The 16,247-nt window shown below is 58.7% G+C and carries 17 protein-coding genes and 1 pseudogene; 7 read left to right on the plus strand and 11 right to left on the minus strand.

What is annotated here, in order from left to right; translation table 11 throughout:
* Positions 1–44 precede the first annotated feature (44 nt).
* The 6 genes and pseudogenes from FP026_RS13895 to FP026_RS30850 all read left to right on the plus strand — a co-directional run bounded on the left by FP026_RS13895 (position 45) and on the right by FP026_RS30850 (position 3,960).
* On the plus strand, positions 45–1,199 hold the full coding sequence (locus tag FP026_RS13895) for a YcaO-like family protein (protein WP_281408592.1): 1,155 nt from the start codon (positions 45–47) through the stop codon (positions 1,197–1,199).
* Entirely contained in the window at positions 1,196–1,900 is a 705-nt protein-coding gene (locus tag FP026_RS13900) for a TfuA-like protein (protein ID WP_149635753.1), read from the plus strand. Before FP026_RS13895 ends, FP026_RS13900 begins: the two co-directional genes overlap by 4 nt.
* The gene (locus tag FP026_RS30580; protein ID WP_246665339.1) at positions 1,864–2,229 is read left to right on the plus strand and encodes a hypothetical protein; all 366 of its coding nucleotides are present in this window, start codon (positions 1,864–1,866) and stop codon (positions 2,227–2,229) included. Before FP026_RS13900 ends, FP026_RS30580 begins: the two co-directional genes overlap by 37 nt.
* A 581-nt stretch (positions 2,230–2,810) precedes the next feature.
* Positions 2,811–3,113 (plus strand): hypothetical protein, encoded by a 303-nt coding sequence (locus tag FP026_RS13910; RefSeq protein ID WP_149635213.1) that lies wholly within the window; start codon positions 2,811–2,813, stop codon positions 3,111–3,113.
* A gap of 168 nt (positions 3,114–3,281) precedes the next feature.
* Positions 3,282–3,548: a type II toxin-antitoxin system prevent-host-death family antitoxin gene (locus FP026_RS13915; protein ID WP_149635214.1), complete on the plus strand. Its 267-nt coding sequence runs from the start codon at positions 3,282–3,284 to the stop codon at positions 3,546–3,548.
* Positions 3,545–3,960, plus strand: a pseudogene (locus tag FP026_RS30850) (hypothetical protein). Before FP026_RS13915 ends, FP026_RS30850 begins: the two are co-directional and overlap by 4 nt.
* A gap of 44 nt (positions 3,961–4,004) precedes the next feature.
* Here the strand turns inward: FP026_RS30850 and FP026_RS13925 are convergent.
* The 9 genes from FP026_RS13925 to FP026_RS13965 all read right to left on the minus strand — a co-directional run bounded on the left by FP026_RS13925 (position 4,005) and on the right by FP026_RS13965 (position 13,079).
* Complete coding sequence (locus FP026_RS13925; RefSeq protein WP_149635216.1) at positions 4,005–4,310, minus strand: hypothetical protein; 306 nt, start codon at positions 4,308–4,310, stop codon at positions 4,005–4,007.
* Positions 4,311–4,548: 238 nt separating this feature from the next.
* On the minus strand, positions 4,549–6,720 hold the full coding sequence (locus tag FP026_RS13930) for a bifunctional diguanylate cyclase/phosphodiesterase (protein WP_149635217.1): 2,172 nt from the start codon (positions 6,718–6,720) through the stop codon (positions 4,549–4,551).
* Positions 6,721–7,143: 423 nt separating this feature from the next.
* On the minus strand, positions 7,144–7,779 hold the full coding sequence (locus FP026_RS13935; protein ID WP_149635755.1) for a flavin reductase family protein: 636 nt from the start codon (positions 7,777–7,779) through the stop codon (positions 7,144–7,146).
* 2 nt (positions 7,780–7,781) lie between these two features.
* Positions 7,782–8,474, minus strand: a complete 693-nt coding sequence (locus tag FP026_RS13940) for a GntR family transcriptional regulator (protein WP_149635756.1) — start codon at positions 8,472–8,474, stop codon at positions 7,782–7,784.
* 100 nt (positions 8,475–8,574) lie between these two features.
* On the minus strand, positions 8,575–9,177 hold the full coding sequence (locus FP026_RS13945) for a nucleoside deaminase (RefSeq protein ID WP_246665341.1): 603 nt from the start codon (positions 9,175–9,177) through the stop codon (positions 8,575–8,577).
* Positions 9,095–10,177: an ABC transporter ATP-binding protein gene (locus tag FP026_RS13950; protein ID WP_149635218.1), complete on the minus strand. Its 1,083-nt coding sequence runs from the start codon at positions 10,175–10,177 to the stop codon at positions 9,095–9,097. The genes FP026_RS13945 and FP026_RS13950 overlap by 83 nt, the downstream gene beginning before the upstream one ends.
* Positions 10,178–10,181: 4 nt before the next feature.
* The gene (locus FP026_RS13955) at positions 10,182–10,997 is read right to left on the minus strand and encodes an ABC transporter permease (RefSeq protein ID WP_188112578.1); all 816 of its coding nucleotides are present in this window, start codon (positions 10,995–10,997) and stop codon (positions 10,182–10,184) included.
* The gene (locus tag FP026_RS13960; protein ID WP_188112579.1) at positions 10,997–11,887 is read right to left on the minus strand and encodes an ABC transporter permease; all 891 of its coding nucleotides are present in this window, start codon (positions 11,885–11,887) and stop codon (positions 10,997–10,999) included. Before FP026_RS13960 ends, FP026_RS13955 begins: the two co-directional genes overlap by 1 nt.
* A gap of 58 nt (positions 11,888–11,945) precedes the next feature.
* Positions 11,946–13,079 carry an ABC transporter substrate-binding protein gene (locus FP026_RS13965; RefSeq protein ID WP_149635220.1) on the minus strand — a complete coding sequence of 378 codons (1,134 nt, stop codon included), beginning with the start codon at positions 13,077–13,079 and terminating at the stop codon, positions 11,946–11,948.
* 226 nt (positions 13,080–13,305) lie between these two features.
* Here FP026_RS13965 and FP026_RS30230 point away from each other — a divergent pair, with 226 nt between their 5' ends.
* Complete coding sequence (locus FP026_RS30230) at positions 13,306–13,473, plus strand: hypothetical protein (protein WP_188112580.1); 168 nt, start codon at positions 13,306–13,308, stop codon at positions 13,471–13,473.
* A 4-nt stretch (positions 13,474–13,477) separates the two neighbouring features.
* Here FP026_RS30230 and FP026_RS13970 read toward each other — a convergent pair whose 3' ends face one another.
* Positions 13,478–14,620, minus strand: a complete 1,143-nt coding sequence (locus FP026_RS13970; RefSeq protein WP_149635221.1) for a fumarylacetoacetate hydrolase family protein — start codon at positions 14,618–14,620, stop codon at positions 13,478–13,480.
* A gap of 245 nt (positions 14,621–14,865) precedes the next feature.
* Positions 14,866–16,236, minus strand: coding sequence for an alpha-glucosidase/alpha-galactosidase (locus FP026_RS13975; protein ID WP_149635222.1), 1,371 nt, complete (start codon positions 16,234–16,236; stop codon positions 14,866–14,868).
* Between the last annotated feature and the right edge of the window lie 11 nt (positions 16,237–16,247).

Genomic DNA, 16,247 nt, shown 5'->3' on the forward strand with positions numbered 1-16,247 from the left:
TATGAGGGCTAGGCGCTCGTTTAACCGTGTCGAACAATTTTAGGATGTGCCCACCCGACGAAACCTTGTCTAGGGTTTGGCCGTATCTGGAGCGGCTTGGCATAACTCGTGTTGGCCGCCAGACCGAGCTCGATCGCATAGGCATTCCCGTTTGGTGTGCCTACGCCCCGAATTCCAAGGCGATCGTCATCGCTCAGGGAAAAGGTCTGGACGACGTCTCTGCGAAAACATCCGCCGTGATGGAAGCGATCGAGCGATCGGTCGCGACCCGGCCTTTCTGTTCAGCGTTGATGGCAAGTCAGGATGATCTTGCCTCCGGCGGGCATGCGGTTGATTGCTTGGATGATCTGCTGGCGATTGGCGCGGAACCGGTAGAGACCGGTGAACAGATCAGCTGGTCTCAAGCCCGCGATCTGGCGAAGAACGCCCCGATATTCGTACCTTTCGAGGCCATTCATCTTGACCGGACGCATGTCAACCCACGCTTTTGGGTATCATCGGACGGATTGGCGTCGGGGAATACTTGGCACGAGGCAGTCCTGCACGGGTTGCTGGAGCGGGTAGAGCGGGATGCTTGCGTCCTTTGGAACGTCGGCGAGCCGGCGGATCGGTACGCACGCCGGATAGATCCGCAAAGCATCGAAGATGAGGGTATTCGCGAGATGTTGGAGAAGATTTTCTCGGCAGACTTCGATCTCGCCCTTTTCGATGTGACGAGCGATCTAGCCGTTGCCTCCATCGTCGCGTTGCTGCGGCCGAAAGGCGATGACGGCTCGCTGAGATATGTCGACTTGACCATGGGCGCCGGAGCATCCTTGCTCCCCGATGTGGCCGCATCCCGGGCAATTTCCGAGGCCGTGCAGTCGCGGATGACGTTCATCGCCGGTGCCAGAGATGATCTTGTCCCGGAGCTGTTCTCACGCCGCGCCGATCCCGCCCATCTGCAAGCGTTCCAGGCTCGATGCACGACGAAGCTGAACGAACTGCCGACGACGTCGGCCGAGTCTACGCAAGATGCGCTCGACCAGCTTGTCGAAACTCTGTCGGGATGCGGTATTGACCAGCTTTATGCAATCGAGCTGGCACCCGAATGGTTGCCGGCATCGGTCGCAAAGGTTTTCGCGCCGCAACTCGAACATCCGGACGGGGATCGCCGAATTCGTTTCGGCAGCCGCGCATTGTCAAAGGGTTTCCTGTGAAAGTGATCTTCGTAGGTCCGAGCCTGCCCGATGCCAAAGCATATGCCGACAGCACGATGGTCATACGACCGCCGGCATGCCAAGGCGACATCGTTAGAGCACTTGAGGACGGCGCGGCCGCCATCGGCCTTATCGACGGTCAGTTCGAGTTCGTCGCGCCGGTGTGGCACAAGGAGTTACTTTTTGCCCTCTCCCAAGGGATCCCCGTGTTTGGGGCAGCCAGCATGGGAGCGCTCCGCGCCGTCGAGTGCCAGGCTTACGGCATGGTCGGCATTGGCCGGATCTTTGGCGACTATGCTTCCGGGTGCCGCGAGGAGGATGCGGACGTCGCTCTTCTTCATGGCCCAGCGGAATTGGGCTACCCCGCTTTGTCGGTGCCGCTGGTCAATGTCGATGCGACAATCGAAGCCGCGATTGGCCAAGACCTTATCGGCAGGCAAGAAGCTCTGCGGCTCTCTCAGGCAGCCCGGCATATATTCTTCAAGGATCGGACCTGGAAACGCGTTGCCGAAGCCGCCGGTATGGATACAACGCAGGTGAGGGCACTTGTCGCAAAAGCGTGGACCGACCAGAAGCGTCAGGATGCGATCGAGCTTCTGCGCGCAATTGCCGAAGCGCTGTTGCAGGCGCGCGTGCCGGACTGGTCTTTCAATGCGACGCCGCTGTGGCGCAAGCTCTTTCCACAACTTTATCGCATGTAGCTGATTCTGAATACAGTTTTTGCGTGTGCAACGCTTTTGCAACGCCCGTCATCAATCGAAATATGCCAATCTCGCTCTATCAGATCGTTTTGGCGGGGTTTTTAACAGTGAGCGATTTTGGGGAACAGGAACGTCCGGGCGAGATCTTGGCGCTTGTAAAAATGATGCAGTATGCCGGTGGAATCGCGAGTGATCTCAATGCACCGCAGGCCGTGTTCCTAATAAAGGAAGCGCAAGCTGCCCTTCTTTCGATTTTGGAGAGCGAGTTCCCGATGCTCTCCGGCGGGCATCTGAACGGGCTTGTCGGTGATACGCATGGTCACTGCTAGCAGGTTCTCGTCTTTCTAATGTCATTGATTGATACAGCTCTGACACACAGAAACGTCAAGAAAGCCGGCTTGCTCCGAAGAATGCTGACCAGGGTGGGGTGGCCCGCGAGAAAAGTAGGCTCTGCCAACACGGCAGGTATCGTAGCGGATTTCAAGGAACCTCAGGGGAATATGAGGGTCGCACTTATGATGTTTGGAGCAATTATTATTGCATGGCTCGCGATTGCCTGCGGCATCTGCCGTTCGTTGAACTGGCTCTGACTTTGGCCGTGAACAGGCGTTGTGAAATGATCCCGATCACGCCTGCAAAGACAATCGTCTGTCGGGCGTTTATCGGGCTTATCGGCGTCGAGCCTCATAATGCTTCACATTGCCGGGTGGAATGGCCCATTCCACAAGTTCTATGGGCGCACTCGATGGCTGAAAAAGCCTGGAGCAATTCCCAGAAAAGTGCATAGCGGTTTTCCGTCCGGAATTGCGCAGAAACAAAACGCTCTAAGGGAAACTCAACCGGCATTGAGCAGTCTCTGCTCATGCCGAGCTTACGTGGAGCTGCTAGCAGTCTCGCGGTGGAGAGGATCATGGAAAGGTTGAAACGTCTTGCACAAGGCGGTTTGTCGCAAAACGAGCTCGAAGTCATAAAGCGAGTATTTGACTTAGTGACGCGGCAGAGCTGGTTCGACGATACTCAATACAGCCGCGAGGGGTTTGCCGCTGCGCTGGTCAGCTTGTTTCGATGCGGAATGAATAATCCGACGCAGCTGGAAAGGATCGCGATGTTTTGGGCATTGAGCGACTTTTCCAAGAGCATGTCGAACGCCCAACGGACCAAACTGAGGTCGCTCTACGGCCGATACGAGGCAGAGCGGCAAGTCTGCTATTGATTGGATCTGAACTTCGAGGCTCGCTTTGCAAGCTGTAGGTGGAGATCGACAACCGTTCAGCGATGCGGTGTTATTTTCCAGCAATTACAGCATTGCTGTAATTGCTGGATTTTCGTCTCGCGAGACGTTATATTTGCGGTCACCTAACGCGATCGCGGAGAATATCCTTTGGCACGTCAAATCAGTTCTTATACGACGAGCGATCTGTCGCGCAAATCCGGCGACATCATCGCCGAGGCGCTTCGTCATCCCGTCACGATCACACAGCGCAACAAGCCTCGACTCGTGTTGCTCAACATCGAGGATTACGAACGCCTCATGCGTCAGTCCGATGCTCGGGCAGCCGGCACGATCGATACCATGTCTGACACTTTGCTTGCCGAATTCGAGTCCGCCGTCGAAGCTTATGCGGATAGCGACGAGGCGAGCCGGTGAGCGGCTACGACGACATTCAAACCGCAGCCGTTATCCACTATCCCTATCTTTGGAGCCGTGAAGCTGGAAAGGGTGAAAGCGCGGGCCGTAAGACCGCCCGGTTGTCGTAGGCGTGCGCATACCTCGCGGAGACGGTGATCTCGTATTGTTTTTCCCAATCACGACCAAACAGCCCGAGGCTTGGCGCTTCGCCGCCGAGATACCGGCGACGGAGAAACGTCGCGCCGGCCTTGATGTCGACCTCCGTCTCTGGATCATCCTTGAAGAGTTTAACAGCGACGTCATCGGCCGTTCCTTCTATCTCGAACCGGAGCCACCGATCGGTCGCTTCAGCAAGGCTTTCTTTTTGGCCATTCTGCGCGAGTTCATTGCTCGTCGAAAATCCTTGACCGAGGTCAGTCGCTTTCGCTGACGCAATCTTGTCATCTAATCTTCGCGACCTGCAGGTGCGAGTTCTTAAATCCCCGACCCGTCGAGCTGCTGGGTGTCATCACCTTCCCAGGGCGAGGGCATCGAGGTGCGATTGAGATTGGCCGAGGGCATCGGCATCCAGCACTTCAATTCCGGCTCGGCATATTCGACGATGCGGCCGGGCGAGGAATCAGAGGCGCGCCAGCCTTCCGTGCCGAACTGATCGCCATTCGACCAATATGCGAGGTCAACTTCTGCCGGCCCCTGTTCGGACGAGCGGATCGTGACAAGGATCCGACTGCCGTCTTTCGGTGCGCTTGCCATATGGCGCCAGCGGTCTGGCTCGTCCATCGTTTTTCCTCCTGCCTTGCTGCGGGTTGCAAGTGTCGCCTCGCCATCAAGGATGGTCAACTCAAACTTTGCGCAACTAGGGACCTCGAACGATCGCCATGATTGCTCGCTTTCGGTAGGAAAATCTCGTGTCCATCTGACGATGGAAAGAGATGGCTCGGTTCGTCTGAGCGCCCGCTCGGCGAAGCTATCGCAATCACCATGGAGGTGGAAGGCAAGCGATCCGGAACTCTTATCATCACCCGCGCGTGACAGAACGGTTGGATTCGACGCTCGCATGTTCCCATGACTGATCTTCGCGAAACAATCTTCGCGAGATTTCATCTGCTGGGACCGGCTTGCCGACCATATATCCTTGAAGCTGATCGCAGCCGGCGGCGCGTAGTATCGCTGCTTGATTGGCGGTTTCGATACCTTCCGCGGTCACTGGAATTCCGAGCGCCGTCGCAAGGGAGATTGTTGCACGAAGAACGTCAACCCCGTTTCCCCCATCTTCCACGCTGGATACCAGCGAACGGTCTATCTTCATGCGGTCAAACCCAAATTGCCGCAATGCGCCGATGCTGGCATAACCACACCCGAAGTCGTCAAGCGCAAACCTGATGCCGATGCCTTTGAGCTGATTGATCGACCGCCGCGCCTGATCCGGATTGGTAATGAGAACACCCTCCGTGATTTCCAAGGTGAGACGGGTCGGATCGAAAGCAAAGTCCTGCAGGACAGCGATCACCTGCCCACCGAAATCCGGATTGCACAGTTGGATTGGCGACACATTGACCGATAGCGTCAGGCCGCCCCAGTTTTTCGCGCAAGCGATGGAGGTTCGGAGCATATGGATGCCGAGAGCATCGATCAGGCCGGATTTTTCCGCAAGCGGGATGAATATTTCGGGGCTGATGCTTCCCGCCGGACTGCGCCAGCGCGCCAGCGCTTCGAGACCGGTGGTCATGCCCGTTGCCGCGGAGACCAAGGGCTGGAAGACGGGTTCGATTGCGCCGCTGTTGATGGCCTGTCTCAGCATGCCTTCCATTTCAGCGATCCGCTGACGATCCTGATCGAGGCCGGGACTGTATTCGACCGCGTGACCCTTGCCGTTTTCCTTGGCGCGATAAAGCGCCATGTCGGCTCTGCGCAGAAGCTCAAGGGGCGCTACGTTTCCCGCACAGATCGCCGCTCCGATACTGGCGTCCGCCTCGATTGTCCGCCCATCGATCTTGAAGGGTTCCGCAAACAGCGCGAGAATAGATTTCTCTACCTCGCCGCACGTGGCATGCCCAACCTGCACCAGTGCGAATTCATCGCCACCAAGCCTTCCGGCGGCGAGAATTTCGGGGTGGCACGTCGGTAGCGCCTGGGCGATCATGCGGATCAAATCGTCCCCGACGGCATGCCCCCAGGCATCGTTGACCGCTTTGAAGCCATCGAGATCGATTAGATAGAGCGACAGCGGCGTCGTGACCGATGCGTTCATGCTATCCAGCGCGTTAAGAAGCCCATGTCTGTTGAGCAGACCGCTCAGACTATCGTGGCTGGCTTCAAAGTGGGCAGTTTGCGCGAGCTGACGCAGACGCCGCGCCTCAGACGCGCCGGCCAAAAGAACGCCGCCGAGGAAAAGGACAAGAATGACGACGGCCATCGCGATATAAGGGAAAACCTTGGACAGCGCCGCAGTTCCCGGCGCTTTGCCGGGCCAAACGAGATAAGCGATTGCGGCGCCATCCATATCTTTGATCGGCCAGTTGAGGAGGTCGTGTTCGGGCGCGAGCGTAAGATGCAATCCTTCGAGCTCGTGTTCGTCCGATAGCGTGTCCAGGACGTCAGGCGTCAGGTCCTTGGTGAAGCTCAACACGCTTAGCTTCGGAAGCACGACGCCGGGTGTGTACGGTTGGATGGCTTGTGACGCCACGAGAGTAATGCCGTTTTCCGTCTTCACGAAATTCACGATCGGATCCTGGCCCGGGCCGGCGGCGGCTTCGATTTGACGGTCGAACGCATGGCCGAAAAGATCTTGGGGCTGGATCGGTTTGCCCTTGATATAGGCGGAAAGTGCAGCGCTATCCGGGCCGATTACGATCGCGCCATCATATAGCGGATAGTTCGCGCTGACCTTTCCCCAGTTTGCATAGGCCCAGTCAGCGGCGGTTGCAGCGCCGATGGCGTTGTAGGCATCGTCCCATACGGCGTTATCTCTGATGGTAGCGCTAAGGCGCGACACCAGCGCCGCAATTCCGGCTTCGGCCGCGCGGCCAGCCCGGGCATCGTCGATATCATTCATCGAGCGCGTCATGGTTGCAACAACATGCGCCACCAGGCTTGTCAGCAAGAGAGCAACAACAAGGAAGCACGCAGTTACGGCAAATACGGAAGAGGTCTGAGCGCGCACATGCCCAGCCGCGAGATGGAGCGACATGAGAAGTCCGAGATGTGAATAGGGAAAGACCATGTCGGAGGGACTGCAGGAGACATCATGTCCGCAAGGCGCTGCATCACATGAACTATCACGTGATCGTGTAAGCGCGATTAAAGGGCGTGGTTAAAAACATACTGCCGGAATTTCCGCCTGCAACCGACTGATGAAGACGGACATCGTTTCGTATCGGAAATGGAATAAAGACCGGCGAAGCGAAGCACGGCATTGCAAATTCGGATCTATCAACGGCTAGAAAATCCACCTCTTCCCTGGCTAGAGCATTCCCGCTTTTCTTCGAATCGCGAAAACGCTCTATCTTCTTGTTTCCCAACGCATTCCGGACGGAAAACCGCTGCGCACTTTTCCTGGAAATGCTCTACCAGGTCTACCGAGTCCGAGAACTCGGTAGAATATTCAACGTCGTCAGAGCTTCGGGGTCAACATATCGAAGCGGTCGCGAATAGTGGCGCAGGTATCACCTCCGAGCCGGGCGATTGCGTCAATCCCTGCCGGGTCGATATGCAGCCTCTCATCCACAATGCCTTCGGCATAATGGGCGAACAAAATTTCACCCATGATGATCTGCCGGGATTTACCCAATTCCAGTGTCACATGCCGCCGGCACTCGAAAGCGGCCGGAGCCTCCAGAATGTAGGGGGAGGCGACTTTGGTACCGGGCATCGCTGTCAGGCCTGCCTCCTTCAATTCGTCCATCCCCCGCGGAAATTTCGCGCCGCAGACATGCATCGCCTCGGCGATCGCAAAGGAGACGATGTTGACGGTGAAGACCTCGGTCATGCGGATGTTGTGACCAGTGTCTTTGAACGACATGTCGGGATTGTTTTCGACACCGATCGCAAGAATTGGCGGGTCGGCCGACAGGCAGTTGAAGAAGCTGAAGGGCGCGGCGTTGATCCGTCCCTGTTCGTCGACCGTCGTCACGAGCGCGATCGGACGGGGGATGATCGAACCGATCATCAGCTTGTACCGCTCGCGCGCGGACAGCGTGGCAAAGTCGAAGCTTGTGCGGGCCGCGCCGTCGGTCGGCCGTGCATTCATATTCATTCGGTCATTCCTTTGATGCGCGCGGCATAGGGTGCCAGGAGCTCGCGGATATCGTGCTCCGCCCGAGCTTCGAGCATGGCACGGCCTGCGACAGATTCGAGATGATGGTCCATCAGGTGCGATGCTTTCGGCGCATCGCCGCGCTCCAGCGCCGCGATGATCTCAGCGTGTTCGTCAACGCCGCAATCGGCCGAATGCGGCCGTCCATACATGGCAAGGATGAGCGAACAACGCGACACGACCTCGGTGACGTAGCGGATCAGAAGCTGATTGCCGGTCATCCGCGCCAGTAGGAGATGGAATTCGCCCGCAAGACGGATCGACTCCTTCTCGTCCACGCCCGAAACGCTGCGCTCCTTCTCGTTGAAGGCTTTCAGCTGCGTCATCTGGTCGGCTCTCAGCCTGCCGGCCAGCAGGCCGGTGACCGTTTGCTCCAGCCCCCGGCGGACCATGAAGATATCCCGCCCTTCCTCGAGCGTCGGGTTGGCGACGAATGCGCCTTTGTTCGGTTTCAAGTCGACCAGTCCTTCCACGGCAAGGCGGCCCAGCGCCTCCCTTGCAATGGTGCGGCTAGTGCCGAAGGTTTCCCCAAGCGCATCTTCAGGAAGTTTTGCGCCAGGCCTGAGCTTCTGTTCGATGATCGCTTGCCTCAGTGCCTCCTGGACGGCTTCCGTCCGCGACGCGGGCATGGGCTTCACCGTGATGTCCTCAATAGCCGGCGGCCCCTTGCCCTTCGCGGTCGGGTCGTTGACCGACCGCGACGTCGCACCACTCTGCGCATGCTTCATTTCACTGGCCCTTCTTCATTCTTGCCCAGGCTTCGAGGATGCCTGTAGCTTCTTCCTCGAGATGCTGTTCGGACGGCATGTCGCGATCGCCGATCAGGGCGCCCGAGGCGGCGCGCACTTTATCGACGTCGATCGGATGGCGCTCGGTCTTCGTCAGCTTCTCGAATGCCGTTCCGGCCTGCGCCATGGACGATGCGTAGAACAACCGCGAAATGCCTGCAACTTCCATCGTCGCCACGCACATTGCGCACGGCTCGCAGGAGGTGTACATGTCCGCGCCGGTCAGATCGACGGATTTCAGCGTCCGGCATGCGTCCTTGATCGCTTCGATCTCGCCATGAGAGGTCGGGTCGAAATGAGCAAGCGAGTGGTTGAGACCTTCGCCGACGATTTTGCCATCTTTGACGACGACCGCGCCAAAGGGTTCGGTTCCCGGTTCACTCAGGGCGCGGCGCGATATGTCCACCGCCCGTTTCATGAATTCCTCGCGATAACTCATCAGGTATTTTCCTCCTTGTTGTTCATGCATGCTGCGGCAGAACCCAGGCATGGTCGGGTTGCCAGGTAAGAAAGACTTCGCGACCCGGAGCGAGGTCGAGGGCATCGAGTTCGTGCTGCTGTTTCTGCACGCGGAATTCAGAGCCCTCCGCTTCGACGAAGACCGTCTGCGTGGAGCCGAAGAACTCGATGCCGATGACATTGCCCCTGATCTGGTTGGCAATGTCCGGTCGTGCCTTGTTCCGCAACGCTATCCGGTCGGCTGCGATAACAAAACTTGCTCGGCCGGCGGCCGGCAGCGTGCCGGCGGGCACTTCGAAACGCCCCGCGTCCGTATCGATTGCGCCATGGTCGCCGCTGCGTCCCGCGACGGTCCCGGTCAGGATATTGTTCATTCCCATGAACTCGGCAACGAAGGCATTGGCCGGTTCGCGATAGACGTCCTGTGGTCGACCCGATTGCTGGATCAGGCCGTCGCTCATCAGCACGATGCGGTCGGCGAGCGCAAAGGCTTCCGATTGCGCGTGCGTAACGTAGATGAAGGTGATGCCGAGTTCCTTGTGCAGCCGCGAAAGTTCCGTCTGCATTCTGACCCTCAGATGTGCATCGAGCGCCGAGAGCGGCTCGTCGAGCAGAAGGACCGGCGGCTGGGTGACCAGCGCACGAGCGATCGCCACGCGTTGGCGCTGGCCACCGGAAAGCTGGCTGATATCGCGCTCGGCCATGGCCGAAAGCCCCATGCGATCCAGCCATTGCATGGCACGCCTGCGTCGCTCGATCGGGCCGAGCTTCTTCATGCGCAGCGGAAACTCGACATTCTCGACGACGTTCAGGAACGGAAAAAGCGCAAGGCTCTGCCAGACCATCGGTGTCTCGCGCTGGAAGGCCGGAACCCCATTCATCGGCCTGCCGCCGATGGAGATTTCGCCTGACGTCGGCTCTTCGAGCCCGGCGATCAGCCTCAGCGTCGTGGACTTGCCGCAGCCGGACGGTCCCATCAGGGCGATGAACTCGCCGGACCGGATATCGAGGTCGATGCCTCGCACGGCATGATGGCCGGGATACTGCATGTCGAGCTTTTTCAGGGATAGGAAGGCATCCGTCATGGCATCATCCTTCATTATTGGCGCGGCGACCCGGGCGGACACCGACGAAGCGTTGGGCGATGAGCACCAGCGTGATGCTGATGAGGAGAACGATGGTGCCGATGGCATTGATCTTGGGATTAACCTGACCCTGCAGGAGATTGAGGATGCGCACCGGCAAGGTCTCGACCGTCCCGCCCACGAACCAGGCGATCAGGAATTCGTCGAACGAAACGGCTGCAGTCAGGAAGAAGGATGCGATCAGCGCTGGCTTGCAGAACGGCACGACGACGCGAAACAGCGTTACAAACGGCGAGGCGCCGAGGTTCCAGGCCGCGGGCTCCAGATCGCGCGGAAAGTCTCGAAGCTTCAATCGCACGATCGCCATCGAGAACGATGTGGCAATCGCCACATGGCAGGCGACGATCGCCGTCTTGCTGCCGAACAGGCCGAGGCGCGACAGAAAAGCAAGCATGGCCATGCCGAGGATGCTGGCCGGTACGGCCGGCGGTATCGCGACCAGCAGGTCGAACAGAGCCTTGCCGCGGAAGACATAGCGATAGTCGAGATAGGCGGCTGCGAAGCCGAGAAGCGTGGACAGCATGGCGGTCGATACGGCAACCGTCACGCTGTTGAAAAAGGCCGACTGGATCATGCCGTCTTCCAAAGCCGCGCGATGCCATTCGAGGCTGAAACCACCCCAGGGAATGGTCGGGAAACGGTTGTGGTCGAACGAGAAGATGATGATCACCAGCATCGGCGTGGCAATGAATGCGAAGAACATCGCCAGGAAAACATACTGCGCGCCGCGCGATAGCAGGGTCGTGGATCTGGTCGACATCAGCGGGCTCCTTTCCGGCCGCGTCGCTCTCGTCCGAGCCAGTTGAGGGCAAGAAGAACGACAACGAGGATCGCCAGCATGCTGACCCCGATCACCGAGGCGCGCGGCCATTGTGATCCGGATTTTACGGTATCGACGATCAGGATCGAAAGGGTCGGCGGCTTGCTGCCCGTCAGAAAGACCGGGCTGATGTAATCGCCAAAGGACATGAGAAAGGCTGTCGAGGCTGCCAGGAGCACGGCGTTGCGGATCGACGGCAGCAGGACATGCCAGATGATCCGGACGCGCCGACATCCAAGATTGGCGGCCGCCTCGATCAAGGCCCTGTCGACACCGGAAAAGGCGAGGACGAGGATGAGAACCGCAACCGGCAGGGTCGCGGTGAGGAGGCCGATCTGCAGCGAGAACTGCCCGCCGAGCAGCGGCAGCTCGATGCCGAAGACAAGCCGGGTCAGGCTGTTGACAATGCCTCCGGGGCTGAGCACGATCTGCCAGGCATAGATGCGCAGCAGGTAGCTCGAGAAAACCGGGACGACGAGTGCCGCGACCGCAAGGTCCCTGAGCCGGCGGGATAAGCGATAAGCGATCGTATAGGCGACAGGCAGTGCGACCACCAGCGTCAGCGCGGCACAAAGCGCCGAGACCTCGGCCGTATAGACAAGAGCTCTCTGGAAGGGCGTGGACGAAAGCACCTTCTGCCAGTTGTCGAAGGAAAAGGCCGGCTGCAGCTTGAACGATCGCACCGTCCAGAAGGTGACGACCACAAGGAAAACGAGCGGGGCCGCGAAGAACACGGCCTGCCAGGCGATGACGGGAACGCCCAGGATGACGGGCACCGCCGCAGGCGAACCGGCCGTGCGCCGGGCAGGGCTTGCGTCCCCGCCTGACATCGCGACCACTTTCGCTTGGGTTGGACTTAAATGCATCTTGAAGCGCTCCCTTCCCCGGTCAGGCGGACTTGAACTCGCTCCAGACATCGTTCCAGTCCTCGATGGACTGCTGCGTCGGAAGCTGGCGAAGGGCGATCTTCTTGGCCTTGTACTCGTCCATGACGTTCGGCTTGTTCAGTTCGAGGCGCAGGATTTCTGCTTCCTTTGGCATGGTCTTGGCAAGCAGTTCCCAGCCTTTGATCGAGGGGATCGACTTCTTGTTGTCGACCTTTGTCGCCATCTTGACCTGTCCCTCCGGCGAGGTCGTGTACTGGATGAATTTGCGGGCCAGATCCTTCTTCGGCGTGCCCTTGACGATCGAGAGCGATTCCGTCCACTGCAGTCCGCCTTCGTCCGGAATGATCGTGTCGACCGGCACTCCGTTCTGGCGAAGGCCAAGTGTGATCCATTCGCCGATACCCGGGATGAGCTGAGCGCGGCCGTTGGTGAGCGAGGAGAAGATGTCGGCGATGGTGTAGAAGCCGGATGCCTGCGGCTTTAGCGAGAACAGCTTTTCCCTCAGCTTGCCGAAATGGTCCTCGGCAATGTCGAAAGGCGGTCGGTTGCCGTTCGAAAGGCTGATCGCGCCCATCGACGTCAGATACCAGTCGAAAAAGCCGACTTTGCCTTTTGCCTTTTCCGTCCACATCGCCGCGTAGGACTTGACCTCATCGGCGGTAAATTCCTTGATGTTGTAGGAAAGGCCGAGATAGCCGAAGTCGGTCATCACGCCGTAGAGCTTGCCGTCGAACCAGTGCAGCGGGAATTTCTGGAATTCCGGCCAGTAGTCCTTGAGCGGATAATCGTCCGGATTCATCTCCTCGATGAAATCCGCCTCATGCAGCAGATGCATGTATTCGGCGTCGGCAAGCACAACGTCGAATGAGCCGGGCGGCGACTGATTGATGACGGCGAGCATCTGGTCGCCGCCGACATATTCCTTGATCTGGACCTTGACGTTGTTCTCCTTCTCGAAGTCGGCGATCAGATACGGATCGGCATTGCCAGGCCAGGACAGGTAATTCAGGACCTGCGGATCGCTCGCACGCGCCGGCGACCAGGAGTTGGTGGCCGCGAAAGCAGCACCTGCGGCACCAGCCTTGAGGAAACCGCGGCGGCTGATGTCGCGGGACATAAATGAAAAATTGCGCATTTCTGTCTCTCCTTATTGCATGCGATAATCGCATGCAATAACAGAAGCAAGTGCCATGCCAAACTATCAAAATGAAAAATATGATAGCGATTGGAATGGCATAGCGCTATTGAAGCGCTGCTCAAAGATTCAGATTTTCCCATTTGCGCCTGAATATGCGGCACAGGCAATCAAAATATGCATACAATAATTGCATGCACTTTGTTCCATTCAGCTGGCTGATACGGTGTATGGTTGCTTCAACGCCTCGCGCACGGTCGTCGTCGGCTACATTCCTCTTGCCGGTGTTGCGGCCGGGATTGAGATGATCGTGCCGATCAATCTCGATCATACGATGAAAGGAAAGCGGCAAGCCTGCGTGAACGGCCGAACCGCTCCCAATCCGGATTTCTAAGGCCTCAGATCAATCCTCGCTTGGCGAGATTGCGCATCAGATGCGAAGCTCCGAACGTCCAGGGTACGCATTCGGTCGACAGCAGCACGCGGTTGCGCAGCGCGCCGAGCTTGTCGTTGGAAATGGTGACGATGTCTCCGACCTTGTGGGTGAAGCCTTGACCGGGCGTGTCGCGGTCCTCGACGGGCGCAAAAAGCGTTCCCATGAACAGGACGAAGCCGTCCGGATATTGGTGATGGCGGCCGATGGTCTGGGAGACGAGGTCGAGCGGATCGCGGCTGATTTCCTTCATCGATGAGCGCCCATGCAGCACATAGCCGTCCTCGCCTTCGACCTTCAGGTCGAGATCGGCGTTGCGAACGTCGTCGAGAGTGTAGGTTTCGTCGAACAGGCGGATGAACGGCCCAATCGAGCAGGAGGCATTGTTGTCCTTGGCCTTGCCGAGCAGCAGCGCGGACCGGCCTTCGACATCGCGCAGGTTGACGTCGTTGCCGAGAGTGGCGCCCTTGACCTGGCCACGGCTGTCGACGGCAAGCACGATTTCCGGCTCGGGATTATTCCATTTGGAGATCGGATGCAGGCCGACATCCGCACCTTGCCCGACCGAGGACATGACCTGCGATTTGGAAAAGACTTCGGCATCCGGCCCGATGCCGACTTCGAGATATTGCGACCATACGCCCTCCTCGATCAGCGCCGCCTTGACCTTGGCGGCTTCGGGGGAGCCGGCCTTGAGATTGCGCAGGCTATCGCCGATCAGCGCGGTCACCTTGCCGCGGATCGCTTCGGCAAGGTCCGGATTGCCGGCCGCACGCTCTTCGATGACGCGCTCCAGCATCGAACGGGCGAAGGTGACGCCGCAGGCCTTGATCGCCTGCAGATCGATGGGTGCGAGAAGATGGACGGACGAAAGATCGGCGTTGCCGGCCAGCAAGTCGTCGAGCTTGGCGACGGCTTCGCCTTTCTGCGCGCGAAGGAAGGCAACCGGATCGTCCATCTCCAGCAGGTCGCGCATGGTCGGCGCTTCTTTCGACGTGATATCGAAAAGCGTGCCGTTTCGGACGGTGACGAGGGCAGGGCCTTGCGCATCCGGGCGCCAGATGCGGCCGACGAATGTTCCGGTGGTGAATGTATCTGAGCTCGCCATGTCGTTCGTCTCCTCCAAACTGCGAGTGTTTCTACTGCATAATTCCTTAAATCGAAATCGGTTTAAGGATAAAATTATGCAGTAGATTTAAAGCGCTGTAGCGCAGTCGATCATGCTTTTCCATCCGTTATCGCGGTAGCATTCGCTCGCGTTTTGGACTTTCACTTTCTTCAATTCAGCCAAAGACATAAGGCCCCGCGGCAGCGCCGCGGGGCCTTTGGGCCGCAAGCCGGGAGAGAGTAGCTTTAAGCGGCCTGAACCTTGCGATTGCCGCGCGCCCATTCCGGCAGCCAATCGCCATGGGCTACCAGCAGCTCGTCGACCAGCGACCAGATCTGGTCGAGATCGAGCTCGGCTGCCGTGTGCGGGTCCATCATCGCGGCGTGATAGATGTGTTCGCGATTTTCGGTCATCAAGGCTTTGACTGTCAGCTCCTGCACATTGATGTTCGTGCGGATGAGGGCCGTCAGCTGTGGCGGCAGGTCGCCGACATAGGTCGGCTGGATGCCGGAGGCGTCGACGAGGCAGGCAACTTCCGCCGCGCAATTGAACGGCAGCGACGTGATGCAGCCATTGTTGCGGACATTGCCGTAGATAACGGAAGGTTCGCCGGTCCAGACCGAATTGATAATCGACGAGGCATATTCCTTCGATTGCTTGACCTCGATCTTTTCCGCCGTGCGATATTCCTCCGCCTGGCTCTTCCAGCGGGCCACCTGCTCGATGCAACGCTTCGGATACTCGTCGAGCGGGATACCGAACTTCTCGATCAGGTCCTCGCGGCCTTCCTTGATGAAGTAGGGCGTGTATTCGGCGAAATGCTCGGAGCTTTCGGTGACGAAATAGCCGAGCCGGGTCAGCATCTCGTAGCGCACCTTGTTCGGGCAACGCGGGTTCCAGCCCGGCTTCGGCGCGCGTCCTTCGCGATAGGCGCGCACGAGATCGGGATAGAGATTGCGGTAGGAACCATCAGGCTGGCGATGCTCGAATTCGAGATAGAAGGCCATATGGTTGATGCCGGCGGAACGATAGCGGATCTCGTCGTAGGGAATGTCGAGATCGTGCGCCAGTTCCATCGCCGTACCTTGCACGGAATGGCAAAGACCGACCTGCTTGATCGTCGGGTACTTTTCGCCGATCGCCCATGTGTTGATCGCCATCGGATTTACATATTGCAGCATGATCGCGTTCGGGCAGACGGCGAGCATGTCCTCGCAGATCTTCCAAAGGTGCGGAACCGTGCGCAGGCCACGCATGATGCCGCCGACGCCGAGCGTGTCGGCGATCGTCTGGCGTAGCCCATACTTCTTCGGCACTTCGAAATCGGTGACGGTGCAGGGCTCGTAACCGCCGATCTGGAAGGCGACGACGACGAAATGAGCACCGTCGAGCGCCTTGCGCTGGTCGGTAAAGGTCTCGACCGTGGCGGAAGCACCGAGCGTCGAGGCGAGCTTGCGGGCGACGATCGCGCTTTCGTCCAGCCGCTGCGGATTGACGTCCATCAGCGCGATCCTCGCGCCGGCAAGTGCCGGACGCTGCAAGACGTCGCCGATGATATTCTTCATGAAGACGGTCGAGCCGGCTCCGATGAATGTGATCTTGGGAGTGCCTGTCATGTCAAAATCTC

It is taken from the genome of Martinezella tropici (assembly GCF_008370325.1).
In the GTDB taxonomy this organism is placed as follows: domain Bacteria; phylum Pseudomonadota; class Alphaproteobacteria; order Rhizobiales; family Rhizobiaceae; genus Rhizobium; species Rhizobium tropici_B.